At 66.1% G+C, this 12,403-nt stretch carries 11 protein-coding genes and 1 pseudogene; 5 read left to right on the forward strand and 7 right to left on the reverse strand.

The features are described from left to right. Positions 1–45: 45 nt before the first annotated feature. On the reverse strand, positions 46–936 hold the full coding sequence (locus ACPYOD_RS11820; protein ID WP_481301928.1) for an alpha/beta hydrolase: 891 nt from the start codon (positions 934–936) through the stop codon (positions 46–48). A gap of 38 nt (positions 937–974) precedes the next feature. On the opposite strand from ACPYOD_RS11820, the gene prmC reads away from it, so the two are divergent. Continuing rightward, positions 975–1,790, forward strand: coding sequence for a peptide chain release factor N(5)-glutamine methyltransferase (prmC, locus tag ACPYOD_RS11825; protein ID WP_481301929.1), 816 nt, complete (start codon positions 975–977; stop codon positions 1,788–1,790). A 3-nt stretch (positions 1,791–1,793) separates the two neighbouring features. Here prmC and dxs read toward each other — a convergent pair whose 3' ends face one another. Both dxs and ACPYOD_RS11835 read right to left on the reverse strand, forming a co-directional pair. Beyond that, positions 1,794–3,689 (reverse strand): 1-deoxy-D-xylulose-5-phosphate synthase, encoded by a 1,896-nt coding sequence (gene dxs / locus ACPYOD_RS11830; RefSeq protein WP_481301930.1) that lies wholly within the window; start codon positions 3,687–3,689, stop codon positions 1,794–1,796. A 123-nt stretch (positions 3,690–3,812) separates the two neighbouring features. Next, positions 3,813–4,415 carry an HNH endonuclease gene (locus tag ACPYOD_RS11835; RefSeq protein WP_481301931.1) on the reverse strand — a complete coding sequence of 201 codons (603 nt, stop codon included), beginning with the start codon at positions 4,413–4,415 and terminating at the stop codon, positions 3,813–3,815. Between the two features lie 272 nt (positions 4,416–4,687). Between ACPYOD_RS11835 and ACPYOD_RS11840 the strand changes: the two genes are divergently transcribed. Further along, positions 4,688–5,446 (forward strand): SapC family protein, encoded by a 759-nt coding sequence (locus tag ACPYOD_RS11840; RefSeq protein ID WP_481301932.1) that lies wholly within the window; start codon positions 4,688–4,690, stop codon positions 5,444–5,446. Positions 5,447–5,596: 150 nt separating this feature from the next. Here the strand turns inward: ACPYOD_RS11840 and ACPYOD_RS11845 are convergent, their stop codons facing one another. The 3 genes from ACPYOD_RS11845 to ACPYOD_RS11855 form a co-directional block, all read right to left on the reverse strand. Beyond that, entirely contained in the window at positions 5,597–6,073 is a 477-nt protein-coding gene (locus ACPYOD_RS11845) for an N-acetyltransferase family protein (protein ID WP_481301933.1), read from the reverse strand. Between the two features lie 81 nt (positions 6,074–6,154). Further along, positions 6,155–7,930 (reverse strand): acyl-CoA dehydrogenase C-terminal domain-containing protein, encoded by a 1,776-nt coding sequence (locus tag ACPYOD_RS11850; protein WP_481301934.1) that lies wholly within the window; start codon positions 7,928–7,930, stop codon positions 6,155–6,157. Positions 7,931–7,962: 32 nt separating this feature from the next. Then, positions 7,963–8,463 (reverse strand): hypothetical protein, encoded by a 501-nt coding sequence (locus tag ACPYOD_RS11855; RefSeq protein WP_481301935.1) that lies wholly within the window; start codon positions 8,461–8,463, stop codon positions 7,963–7,965. Between the two features lie 156 nt (positions 8,464–8,619). Between ACPYOD_RS11855 and ACPYOD_RS11860 the strand changes: the two genes are divergently transcribed. Both ACPYOD_RS11860 and ACPYOD_RS11865 read left to right on the forward strand, forming a co-directional pair. After that, positions 8,620–9,102, forward strand: coding sequence for an SET domain-containing protein (locus tag ACPYOD_RS11860; RefSeq protein ID WP_167021922.1), 483 nt, complete (start codon positions 8,620–8,622; stop codon positions 9,100–9,102). A 102-nt stretch (positions 9,103–9,204) separates the two neighbouring features. Continuing rightward, positions 9,205–9,750, forward strand: a complete 546-nt coding sequence (locus ACPYOD_RS11865) for a type 1 glutamine amidotransferase domain-containing protein (protein ID WP_481301936.1) — start codon at positions 9,205–9,207, stop codon at positions 9,748–9,750. Positions 9,751–9,779: 29 nt separating this feature from the next. Here the strand turns inward: ACPYOD_RS11865 and fusA are convergent, their stop codons facing one another. Continuing rightward, a complete protein-coding gene (gene fusA, locus ACPYOD_RS11870) occupies positions 9,780–11,819 on the reverse strand; it encodes an elongation factor G (RefSeq protein ID WP_481301937.1) in 2,040 nt (679 codons plus the stop codon). A gap of 188 nt (positions 11,820–12,007) precedes the next feature. Here fusA and ACPYOD_RS11875 point away from each other — a divergent pair. Next, positions 12,008–12,403 (forward strand): annotated as a pseudogene (locus ACPYOD_RS11875) (hypothetical protein); the annotation flags it as partial.

The raw sequence follows: 12,403 nt of genomic DNA on the forward strand, positions 1-12,403 counted from the left end.
GAGCCGCTATAGCGGCGAGACGCGCTCTCGCCGCTATAGCGGCTCCTACAGATATGGGGCCGGATTGTTTGTTTCGGTCTTAAGGGATGTGGCCGATTGTCGGTGCACGAATGTAACGACATCCTGCATCACCGGCGCCTTGCGATGCAGCGGACCAAGGGCGAAGACGAGCGATTCGTGTCCGAGTCCCGGATACAGCTTCAACTCCACAGGCTCGCCCATCTGGCGGTAGCGTCCTTCCATGGATAGGGCTTCGGAGGGGAACACTTCGGTGTCTTCTTCACCTTGCAGCAGTAGTGCAGGCGGTTCGTCGCCATCGACAAAGTTGATCGGTTGAGACTTGGCCTGCTCTGCGGGCGGGTCGCCGAACATGGCGACATACCTCGGTTCGTCGAGTGGCAGGAAATCGTACGCGCCGGCGACACCGATGAACCCGGCGAGGTCGCGGGGTTTCATTCCCACTGTGCCAAGCCATTGCTTGTCGACCGCGAGCATCGCGGCGATATGCCCGCCTGCCGAGTGTCCCATCACGAAGAGACGTGCCGAGTCGCCACCGAATGCCGCCGCGTGGTCGCGAGCCCACCGGACGGCTTCCGCGCCGTCGTGCAGGAAGCCGTCCATTCGCACGGCGGGCCAGTGGCGGTAGTCGGGAATCATCGCGACGATGCCTTGCGCGGCCAGCGCTTCGCCCACCCATCGGTACCATTGCCGTTTGCCGGTCGTCCAATCGCCACCGTAGAAATACACCACGACGGGAGCATGGTCGGCATGAGTGGGCGCATAGACGTCCAACGAGAGTCCGTCGGTCGCATCGAATACGTTGTCGCGATGCGCGACGACAGCTTCCTTGGGCTGCACCGCGTTCACCGTGCCGAAGAAGGTGGCGTGGCAACCGGCGAGCAGCAGGGTGGAAAGGAGGAGGGCGGGTGCGCGCATCGCGCGATTGTAGGCGCGCGGGCCGCTAGAATGGCGGAATGACCGATATCCGTACGATCTTGCGCAAGGCCGCCCTTCTGCTGGGCGACCGGCTCGAAGCCGAGCTGTTGCTGGCGCATGCGCTCGGCGTGGATCGTGCGTGGTTTTTTGCGCATGCCGAGGATCGGCCGGAGGCAGCGGCTATCGAACGTTTCGACGCCTTGCTGGCGCGGCGCGCTGGTGGCGAACCCGTGGCCTATATCCTGGGCCGCCGCGATTTCTGGTCGCTGCCGCTCGAGGTGACGCCGGCGACGTTGATACCTCGCCCGGAGACCGAGCTTTTGGTCGAACTGGCCCTCGAGCGCCTGCCCAAGGGCGGGAGCGTGCTCGACCTCGGTACCGGCAGCGGTGCCATCGCCCTGGCCATAGCAAACGAGCGCCCGGACGCGTCGGTCGTCGCGGTCGACGCGAGCGCGTCGGCTCTTGCGGTTGCAATGAGCAATGCGGTTCGTCTCGGCCTGCAGCGCGTCGTCATGCTGGAAAGCGACTGGTATGCCGCGCTCGACGAGCAACGCTTCGATCTGATCGTGAGCAATCCACCTTACGTGGAAGCCGGCGATCCGCATCTGGGCGAAGGCGATCTGCGTTTCGAGCCAGCCTCGGCGCTTGCCTCCGGGCCTGACGGTCTGGACGACATTCGCCGTATCGCCAGCGGTGCCGCGCGGCTGGTATCCGGCGGTTGGCTGCTCGTGGAGCACGGTTGGAATCAGGGGGCGGCAGTACGCGACATCTTCGTCGGTGCGGGCCTTTCCCATGCGTTCACTGCGCAAGATCTCGAAGCCCGCGACCGTGTGACCGGAGCGCGGGCCGACTGAGCATCAACCCGCGCTCGCCACCGGCGACGCGCAGAACTGCGAAAAGCGCTTGCGGATCGCCTCACGGATCTGCGGCAGGTCGAGGCCGGCCATCGTGAGCACTTCCTCGCGGCTGCCGTGCTCGAGGTACACGTCGGGGAGGCCCAGGTGCTGGATCGGCAGCGTGATGCCGTGGGCCGCCAGGCACTCGGCCACACCGGCGCCGGCACCGCCGGCGATGGCGTTGTCTTCGATCGTGACGAAGGCCTTGTGCGTGCGTGCGAGTTCGAGGATCAATTCCTCGTCCAGCGGTTTCACGAAGCGCATGTTCACCAGCGTGGCGTCGACTTCGGCGGCGATGACGGCGGCGGGGGCGAGCATGGTGCCGAACGACAGGATCGCCAGTCCGTGGTGGCCGCGGCGACGCACCTCGGCCTTGCCGATCGGATAGGTTCCCAGCGTCTCGGCCAGCTTCGTGCCGGGGCCGGTGCCACGCGGATAGCGCACCGCGGCCGGGCCGTTGTAGTGGAAGCCGGTGCTGAGCATGGTGCGGCACTCGTTCTCGTCGGCCGGTGCCATGATCACCATGTTCGGCAGGCAGCGCATGAACGACAGGTCGAAGCTGCCGGAATGCGTAGCGCCATCCGGGCCGACCACGCCCGCGCGATCGATCGCGAAGGTGACGTCGAGGTTCTGCAGGGCCACGTCGTGGATGGCCTGGTCGTAGGCGCGTTGCAGGAAGGTGGAATAGATGGCCACCACCGGCTTCGCGCCCTCGACGGCCATGCCGGCGGCAAGCGTCACCGCATGCTGTTCGGCGATCGCCACGTCGAAATACCGCTGCGGGTATTCCTTGGAGAAGCGGACAAGACCGGAACCCTCGCGCATGGCGGGCGTGATGCCGAGCAGCCGCTCGTCCGCCGCGGCCATGTCGCAGAGCCAGTCGCTGAACACGTCGGTATAGGTGGGCTTGGCCGGCGCGCCTTTCTTCACGAGGCCGGCCACGGGGTCGAACGGGCCGACCGCGTGGTATTCGATCTGCGCCTTCTCCGCGGGCTCGTAACCCTTGCCCTTGGTGGTCATCACATGGAGCAGTTGCGGGCCGGGAAGGGCCTTCACGGTTTCCAGCGCGTTCACCAGCTGGGCCATGTTGTGGCCGTCGATGGGACCGGTGTAGTGGAAGCCCAGCTCCTCGAACAGCGTGGACGGCACGAACATGCCCTTGGCGTGTTCCTCCCAGCGCTTGAAGAAGCGCCCGAACAAGGATTCGCGCGGCATCGCCTTCTTCGCACGTTCGCGCCAGGCATTGAGCGTGCGGCTGGACATGGCGCGCGCCATCATCTTCGTCATCGCGCCCACGTTCTCGCTGATCGACATGCCGTTGTCGTTGAGGATCACCAGCATGTTCGGCTCGATGTCGCCGCCGTGGTTCAGGGCCTCGAACGCCATGCCGGCGGTCATCGCGCCGTCGCCGATCACGGCCACCACCTTGCGCGGGTCGCCGCGGCGCTGGAGCGCCAGGGCCATGCCGAGGGCGGCAGAGATGGACGTGGAGGAATGGCCGACGCCGAAGGTGTCGTATTCGCTTTCCTCGCGACGCGGGAACGGCGCCAGGCCGTCCTTTTTCTTGATCGTCGTGATGCGGTCACGACGCCCGGTCAGGATCTTGTGCGGATAGCACTGGTGGCCGACGTCCCAGACCAGCCGGTCGTGCGGTGTCTCGAACACGTGGTGCAGGGCCACGGTGAGCTCCACGACGCCAAGCCCCGCGCCGAAATGGCCGCCCGACGAGGCGACGGCCTCGATAAGGTAGCGGCGCAGTTCGTCGGCGATGGCCGGCAGTTCGTCCACCGGAAAGCGCCGGAGGTCCTCCGGCGAATCGATCTGCGCCAGATAGGGGTAGCGGGAAAGGTCGGTCATTTCCGTATTGTTCGCCGACGGACGGGGCGGGGCAAGGGACAAACGGTGAACGGCCGGTGGCGAAGGCCTGCCGGCTTCGAAATCTGTGGATCGCGCCATGCGGCGAGACGCCGCGGGGCCGCTTCAGGCCGGCCGGCGGTCCCGCGGCAGGTGACTCACCAGGAATTCCATCTGGTCCGCCAGGATATTGCGGTTGGAGAGGATCAGGTGCTCCACCCAGCTCGGGCGGTAGGGCACGGCCAGCAGCGGCATATTGGCCTGCTGCGGCGTGCGGTTGCTCTTACGCAGGTTGCAGGCAAGGCAGGCGCTGACCACGTTCTCCCACTCGTCGGCACCCTTTTTCGACAGGGGGACCACGTGGTCGCGAGTGAGTTCGTGCCGGGTGTACTGGTGTCCGCAGTACAGGCAGATGTGCCGGTCACGGGCGAAGAGGGCGGTATTGGTGAGGGCCGGCGCCGGGTCGATGGCGTGTTCGCGGCAGTGGCCCGTGCTGGCCACGATCGGGTGCAGTTCGAGGCTGCTGCGCAGGCCGCTGGCCCGGCTGATGCCGCCACGGACGGTGACGCAGGGGTCGCCGAGGGTCCAGGCGACCACGCCCCGGACATAAAGGCAGACGGCGTCCTGCCAACTGATCCAGTCCAGGATGCGACCCGCCGCATCGAGGGACAGCACCCGCGTCGCATGCAGCGCGGTCACCCTCGGCAGGTCTTCTTGGAGCACTTCCATCGTCATCGTGTCTCGTCCTTCACATAAGCGAAAGAGCGTTCCAGCAAGCCGAACTCCGTGCGGATCGGCTGTCCGACCCGGGCCCCTGGTAGGGGCTTTGGCCCGAGCATAGCCGATAATCGCGAAGGAAAAGCATTCGGCAGGTATGGTTCTTGCGGGGCTTTTACTGTCACCGGCCACTGCTATAGTGGGGGTTCGCATTCGAGCCCGGCGGGTTTGGAAGGGGGGCCGGGGTGGCTTCCCAGGTCCGACGGGTCCATGAGGGTTACACAGTGGCAGAAGTGCTTTTCTACGAGCGTCCGGTTCCGCTGAACCGCACCGCCCACCGCGACCTGCGTCTCAAGGCCGTGAACAACATCCGTTTCGCCGCCGCCGCGCACTCCGTCCCGCTCACGGGCGTCGAGTTCGCACCCGCCGCGCGCGACTTCCCGATCCTCTTCGCCGGCAACTCCATGGAGGAAGCCGGTCCGATGGCCCTCCTGGGCCTGCGCCAGGGCGAGAACCTGCTCGTCGGCGACAACGGTTTCTGGGAGCAGGGCATCTACATCCCCGCTTTCGTGCGCCGCTATCCGTTCGTGCTGGCCGAGAAGCCGGCGGGCACGGAAGGCGACGACTTCACCGTGTTCCTCGACGAGGCCTATGAAGGCTTCAACAACGAGGAAGGCGAGCGCCTGTTCAACGAGGACGGCACCGATGCGCCGGCCCTTACGAACGCCGTGAACTTCCTGGGCGAATTCCAGGACCACGTGGCCCGCACGCAGTGGTTCATGGGCAAGCTGCGCGAGCACGACCTGCTCGAGCCGCGCACCATCACCCTGCAGAAGGAAGGCAAGGGCATCAACCTCAACGGCCTCTTCGTCATCAACGAGGAAAAGCTGCGCGCCCTCGACGAGAAGACCGCCCAGGAATTCCTGCGCGAAGGCGCGCTCGGCTGGATCTACGCGCACCTCGTGTCGCTGGCGAACATCGACCGCATGGCCGCGCGCCTCGACGCCCGCGAGCAGCAGGAAGCGGCGACGGCGAAGTCCTGAGCCTTCGGGTTTCCCATGCCGAGGAAAGCCGCCCTTGCTCGGGCGGCTTTTTTTGTGTGCTTTGTGTGGGAGCCGCTTCAGCGGCGACGGGCGTCAGCGGCAAGCTTGCCCGCTACCGCGGGATCGCCGGCAGAGCCGGCTCCCACAACCTCATCGTACCGGCTTGGCCAGGCGCATCAGGTCGGTGTCGAAGCCGTGCTTCGCGTACATCTCGCGAGCTCGCTCGTTGCCGGGGAATACCGCCAGCGTGACGAACTGGCAGCGGTGTTCCTTGGCCCATGCGTAGGCATGGTCGAGCAGGAATTTGCCGGCGCCCGCACCTTCGAATTCTTCCGCCACCGCGATGTCAGATATGTGGCAGTTGTCGCGATGGGTGAAGAAGTCCTTCGTCTTTTGCAGATGGACGAAACCGACAGGCTCCCCATCCTCGTTCTCCGCGACGAAGATGTAGCTGTTCGACGGCTGCTCGTCGAGGTGCTTCACGAGGTCGGTCTCGATGCCCCTCAGGCAGTCGGCGCGCGTGCGCCCGTTTGGAAGCGGGAAGTCGACGAAACGGTGGAGCAGGCCGAGGATGAATTCGTCGTCGTCGCTCTCGGCGAGACGGATCAGGAACGGGGAATCACTCATCGTATCGGGCACCGTCTCGGTCGAAGGTCCGTGCAGAGCCTTTTTCTACACCTTCGCGCGGGCGGGGGAAAGTCCCGCCTTTCAGAGGATTTCCGGCAAGGTGGCCACCCCGGCTTCGATCGCGGCCTTGTGCACGTGGATGCGCGGCAGGATGCGGGCGAAGTAGAAACTGGCCGTGTCGCGCTTGGCCTGGCGCCGCTCCGGTGACAGGCGCGAGCCTTCCGCGGCCAGCACGCTGCGTGCCCAGAAGTACGCGAGCGTGACGTAACCGGAGAAGTACAGGTAGTCGACCGCCGCGGCGCCAAGTTCCTCCGGATTCGCCTGGGCCGTCTGCGCCACGGCCTGGGTGAGGTCGCCCCAGGCCTTCGCTGCCACCGCCAGCGGGCCCACGAAGGCCTTCACGGCATCGTTGGCCTGGTTGGCCTGGCAGAAGGCGGAGATTTCGCCGAGGAAGTGCTTCAGGCCGGCGCCCTGCAGCTGCATGATCTTGCGCCCGAGCAGGTCCAGCGCCTGGATCTGCGTGGTGCCTTCGTACAGCGTGATGATGCGTGCGTCGCGCACGAATTGTTCCATGCCGTGCTCGGCGATGTAGCCGTGCCCGCCGAAAATCTGCAGCGCCTCCTTCGTGCATTCCTGCGCCGCCTCGGTCAGCAGGCCCTTCGCGATCGGAATGAGGAACGAGAGCAACTCGCCGGCCGTCTTGCGCTCCTGTGCGTCCGGAGCGCGCGCTTCGATGTCGCCCTGCAAGGCCGCGTAGGCGGCAAGCACACGGCCGCCTTCCACGAACGCGCGTTGCGTCAGGAGCATGCGCCGCACGTCCGGGTGGGCCGTGAGCGGATCGGCCGGCTTGTCGGGAAGCCTCGGGCCGGACAGCGCACGCATCTGCAGGCGCTCGCGTGCGTAATTGAGGCTGTTCTGCAGCGCGCGCTCGGAGACGGCAAGCCCCTGGATGCCCACGGCGAGGCGCGCCGCGTTCATCATGGTGAACATCGCCATCAGGCCCTTGTGCGGGGGACCGATGAGCCAGCCCTCGGCGTCGTCGAAGTTCATGACGCAGGTGGCCGAGCCCTTGATGCCCATCTTGTGCTCGATGGCCCCCGCGGCGACGGCGTTCCGCTCGCCCATGCTGCCGTCCTTGCCCACCTTGAACTTGGGCACCACCAGCATGGAAATGCCGCGGCTGCCGGCGGGTGCATCGGGCAGTCGCGCCAGCACGAGATGCACGATGTTCTCGGCGAAATCGTGTTCGCCCGCGCTGATGAAGATCTTGGTGCCGGTGACCCGGTAGCTGCCGTCGCCGTTCGGCTCGGCACGCGTCTTCAGCAGACCGAGGTCGGAACCGGCCTGCGGCTCGGTGAGGCACATGGTGCCGGTCCAACGGCCTTCCACCAAAGGCTTCAGGAACACGTCCTTCTGCCAGTCGTCGCCATGGTGTTCCAGCGCATCGGTGGCCCCGTGCGACAGCAGCGGGTAGATGCCCCAGGCCAGGTTGGACGAGTCGATCATTTCCTTTGTGAGCGCGCCCACTACCGCGGGCAGCGCCTGTCCGCCGAATGCCTCGCGTGCCGTGAGGCCGGCCCAGCCGCCTTCCGCGTACTGGCGGTAGGCCTCCTTGAAGCCTGCCGGTGTAGTGACGGTGGCGGTTTCCTTGTCGTAGTGGCAGCCCTCGGCGTCGCCGGAGGCGTTCAACGGGGCCAGCACCTGCTCGTTGAAGCGGGCGGCCTCGTCCAGCACGGCATCGATGAGGTCGCGCGTATGCGCCTCGCCACCCTCCAGGCGGCCGAGCACGGCCTCGGCGCCAAGTACGTCGTAGAGCGCGAAACGCATGTCGTCGAGCGGGGCTTTGTAAAGCGTCATGGTGAATCCTGTGCGACGGTCGGTGGCAGGGGTCAGGGCGAGCGATAGGTGTCGGGAATGCCGGGCACCGGCGAGAGCCAGCTCTTGCCGCGCACGGGATAGGCGTGCGATTCCTTTTCCTTCTCCGGCGTGGCGGTGATGCTTCCGTCGATGCTGTAGGGCAGGGCACCGGAGCTGCCCTTGGTGGCGAGTTCGGCAAGCGCCTTCGACATCTCCGGCGTCGGCAGCAGGTCGATCGTGGCGACGTCGGCGGCGAAGGAGGGAATGTCCTGGTCGATCTTCGCGTCCAGCAGCACACCGCCCAGGTCGCCTACCCGGAGCGTGCCCTGGAAGGTGTCGAACGACATGCCGCCGTAGCTGTTGTTCCGGATGCGCAGGGTGACGTGCCATGGGCCGCCGGGCTTCGCGGCCACTTCCTGCAGGGTGACCGCGGGCGGAAACACGCTTTTCTTGGCGGGGCCGCAGGCAGCGAGGAGAGCGACGCCCGCGACCAGCGCGGCGCGGACGAGCGGATGACGGACGATCGGAGTCATTCCCATGGCTTCCGGTGAGTGCCCTTGAAGGTCGAACGGTCGTTCGATGGTAGCGCCCGGCGGGGCGTGCGCGCGAGCCATGCGTTTCAAACGCGGTTCCCAAGCGGCGGGCGAGCAGGCATCATCCGGGATTATTCCTTCGCATCCGATTTCACAATGACCCGACGCATCGCCGCACGACGTTCGCCCATCCATGGAAATGGCGTCTTCGCCACCGCACCGATCAAGGCCGGTGAGGAAATCATCGAATACAAGGGCGACCGCATTACCCATGCGCAGGCCGACAAACGCTATGGCGACGGCGGCGAAACGGGGCACACGTTCCTCTTCACGCTCAACGAACGCTACATCGTCGACGGCAACAGCCACGGCAACGTGGCCCGCTGGATCAACCACGGTTGCGATCCGAACTGCCAGGCCCTCATCGAGGAAGCCGTGGAAGGAAAGCCGTCCAAGCACGACCGCGTGCTGATCGAGGCCATCCGCGACATCGCGCCCGGCGAAGAGCTGGTCTACGACTACGGCATTACGCTGGACATGCCGCATACGGCCCGGCTGAAGAAGATCTGGGCTTGCCGCTGCGGTTCGCCCAAGTGCATCGGCACCATGCTGAAGCCGAAGCGCAAGAAGGCGGACTGATCCCGCCTTCACCTTTGCCCACGGGCCGCCGACGCCATCGCGACATCACCCTGATGGCCCGCCGACCAAGCTGTGCGGAACCTTCCCCCAAGGAGTTTCTCCATGGCGAACAAACGACTCGATGGCCGCCGCGTGGCGGTCGTCGCCACCGACGGATTCGAACAGTCCGAGCTTACCGAGCCCAAGCGGCTCCTCGAGGAAGCCGGCGCCACGGTCGACGTGATCGCGCCGGGCGATGCGTCCCGCATCAAGGGCTGGGACAAGAAGGACTGGGGCCAGGAAGTCGCGGTGGACGTGCACCTCGACAAGGCCGATGCCGGCCGCTACGACGCCGTCGTGCTGCCGGGCGGCGTCATCAATCCCGACAAGCTGCGTACCGATGAAAAGGTGCTGGGCCTGGTGAAGCAGTTCGCCGAGGCCGGCAAGCCGGTGGCGGCGATCTGCCATGGTCCGTGGACCCTCATCAACGCGGGCCTGGTGAAGGACCGCAAGGTCACCTCCTGGCCGTCGGTGCGAAAGGACCTGGAGAACGCCGGCGCGAAGTGGGAGGACAGCGAGGTGGTGAAGGACGCCAACTTCATCACCAGCCGCAAGCCCGACGACATTCCCGCGTTCACGAATGCGCTGATCGAAACCCTGGCAGCGTGATCCATCCCGCCGCGGCGGGGGAAGGCTCCTCAGTCTTCCTCCGCCTTCGGCTTCCAGGCCTCGGAAAGGCGCTTCTGCACACCCGGGGGCACGGCGTCGTAATGGCTGAACTCCATCGCGTACCGTCCCAGCCCACCCGTCATCGCCTTCAGCTGTGTCGGATAGTCGACCAGTTCCGCCAGCGGCACGCGTGCCTTGATGAGCGTCTCGCCGCCACGTAACGAATCGGTGCCCATGATCTGCGCGCGTTTCGACGCGAGGCCCCCGGTAACGTCGCCCACGTAGTGATCGGGGATCGACACCTCCAGGTCCACCACCGGCTCCAGTACCTGCGGGCGCGCGCGCGACACGGCGTCGAGGAACGCCTTGCGCCCGGCACTGATGAAGGCCACTTCCTTCGAATCCACGGGGTGGTGCTTGCCGTCGTAGACGACGACGCGCACATCCTGGATGGGGTACCCGGCGATCGCTCCCGTATCGAGCGCCTGGCGCACGCCTTTCTCGATGGCGGGCATGAACTGACCCGGGATCACGCCACCCTTGGTTTCGTCATCGAAGACGAACCCCGTGCCTCGCTCCAACGGTTCGACGCGCAGGAACACTTCGCCGAACTGGCCGGCACCGCCGGTCTGCTTCTTGTGCCTGTGGTGGCCCTCCGCGCCCGCCCCGATCGTCTCGCGATAGGCGATGCGCGGTGGATGAGTGATCACGTCCACGTCGTAGCGCGACTTCATCCGCTCGAGCATCAGCTTCAAGTGCAGGTCCGAGAGGCCGCGTATCACCGTCTCGTTCAATTCCTTGTGGTGCTCGACGCGAAAGCACGGGTCTTCCTCGGCGAGTTTCGTGAGGGCCTGCGACAACTTCTGTTCCTGGCCTTTGTGGGCGGGCTCGACGGCAAGTCCATACATCGGAGCGGGAAAGGAGGAAGGCTCCAGGTGGATGCGGCCTTCGTCGGCCGCGTCGTGCAGCACGGCGTCGAAGTGGATGTCCTCGATCTTCGCGACAGCGGCGATGTCGCCCGGCAGCGCTTCATCCACTTCCACATGCTCGCGCCCTTTCAGGCGGAACAGGTGGGCGACCTTGAACGGCTTGCGTCCGTCGTCGACGAACAGTTGTGAATCCTTGCGCACCGTGCCCTGCCACACGCGGAAAACGCCGAGTTTTCCGACGAAGGGATCGTTGACGATCTTGAAGACGTCCGCGACTACGTGCTTGCCCGCGTCGGCGCTCACGGCGAACGGCGTTCCGTCGGCATCGCGAAAAGGCGGCGGATTCGTTTCGCTGGGGCAGGGAAGGATGCGCTCCACGAGGTCCAGCAACTCGTTCACGCCGACGCCCTCGCGCGCGCTGGTGAAGACGATGGGCACCAGGTGGCCGTCACGCAGACAATGTTCCAGCGCGTCGCGCATCTCGGCGGGAGTGAGGGAGGACTCGCCTGCTTCCAGGTAATGCTCCATTACGTCGTCGTCGATCTCCACCACCTGGTCGATGATCCGCTGGTGGGCTTCGCCCGGCGATGAGAAGTCGGTGTCTCCCGCCGTCTGGAAAAAGGCGTCGCGCACCGACCGGCCCTTCGATGCGGGCAGGTTGAGCGGCAGGCATTCGTTGCCGAACTCCTCGCGCAGGTCGTCCACCAGCGCCGGCAGGTCCACGCCTTCGGCATCGATGCGGTTGACGATGAGGATGCGCGCGAGGCCGCGCTCCTTCGCGTGCGCCATCATGCTGCGGGTACCGTGCTCGATACCGTTCGCGGCGTTGACGACGATGGCCACGGTGTCCGCCGCGTCCATCGCCGCCAGGGCGGGACCGCGGAAGTCGGCGTAGCCGGGGGTGTCGATCAAGTGGATGCGAAACCCGTTTCGCTCGATGGACGCGACCGCCGCATCGATCGAGTGGCCTCGCGTCTTTTCCATGGGATCGGTATCGGAAACGGTATTGCCGCGTTCGACGCTGCCGATGCCGGTCAGCGCGCCCCCCGCGTGGAGCATGGCTTCGAACAGCGTGGTCTTGCCTGTGCCGGCGTGGCCGGCGAGGGCCAGGCTGCGGATGCGTTCCGTGGATGGCGACACGATGCGACCCTCCTCGTTGGGGTGCTCTGCCCGGACCCCAAGCCTTCTCCTTCCCGAAGCCGGAATCAAGAGGGGCCGGGAATCTTCCCGAACGGGCACGGTCTGACGGGCGGGGGCTTACGCTGGGTTTAGCGGACCGCCGCTATGCTGTTCGACTTTTCCCACGCGGGCCACAGGATCACCGCAGCGTGCAATATCCCGGCAAGGCGCCACCGCCATTCGTCGAACCCCACCGGCTGCAGCCGGAGGATTCGTCGCGCGCGCGTGGCCTCGTACCCATCGATGCCGCCACGCTCGCTACCCTGCACGACATCGGCCGTCGCCCGCCCCCGCGCGAGCGGGTGCTGCGCATCCTTGCGATGGTGGCCGCCATCATCCTGCACATCGGTCTTGTGCTGGTGGTTCGCTACGAAATGGCGCCGCGGCTGCTGGTTGGCTATGCGCCGGTGTTCGATCGCGACGACGTGCTGGAAGTCCGCTTCGTCGAGCCGGCGCGTCGTCCTCCGCCGGCCGTGGAAACGCCGCCCCCGCCCCCCGAACCGGTCGGTTTTTCAGATGTGGCGCTGCCGACGCTCTACTCTGTG

It is taken from the genome of Luteibacter sp. HAY1-4A (assembly GCF_056755355.1).

Excerpts from the sequence above, each read along its gene's own strand:
- ACPYOD_RS11820 (WP_481301928.1), bottom strand. The coding sequence starts at position 936 with ATGCGCGCACCCGCCCTCCTCCTTTCCACCCTGCTGCTCGCCGGTTGC.
- prmC (WP_481301929.1), top strand. The coding sequence starts at position 975 with ATGACCGATATCCGTACGATCTTGCGCAAGGCCGCCCTTCTGCTGGGC.
- dxs (WP_481301930.1), bottom strand. The coding sequence starts at position 3,689 with ATGACCGACCTTTCCCGCTACCCCTATCTGGCGCAGATCGATTCGCCG.
- ACPYOD_RS11835 (WP_481301931.1), bottom strand. The coding sequence starts at position 4,415 with ATGGAAGTGCTCCAAGAAGACCTGCCGAGGGTGACCGCGCTGCATGCG.
- ACPYOD_RS11845 (WP_481301933.1), bottom strand. The coding sequence starts at position 6,073 with ATGAGTGATTCCCCGTTCCTGATCCGTCTCGCCGAGAGCGACGACGAC.
- ACPYOD_RS11850 (WP_481301934.1), bottom strand. The coding sequence starts at position 7,930 with ATGACGCTTTACAAAGCCCCGCTCGACGACATGCGTTTCGCGCTCTAC.
- ACPYOD_RS11855 (WP_481301935.1), bottom strand. The coding sequence starts at position 8,463 with ATGACTCCGATCGTCCGTCATCCGCTCGTCCGCGCCGCGCTGGTCGCG.
- ACPYOD_RS11860 (WP_167021922.1), top strand. The coding sequence starts at position 8,620 with ATGACCCGACGCATCGCCGCACGACGTTCGCCCATCCATGGAAATGGC.
- ACPYOD_RS11865 (WP_481301936.1), top strand. The coding sequence starts at position 9,205 with ATGGCGAACAAACGACTCGATGGCCGCCGCGTGGCGGTCGTCGCCACC.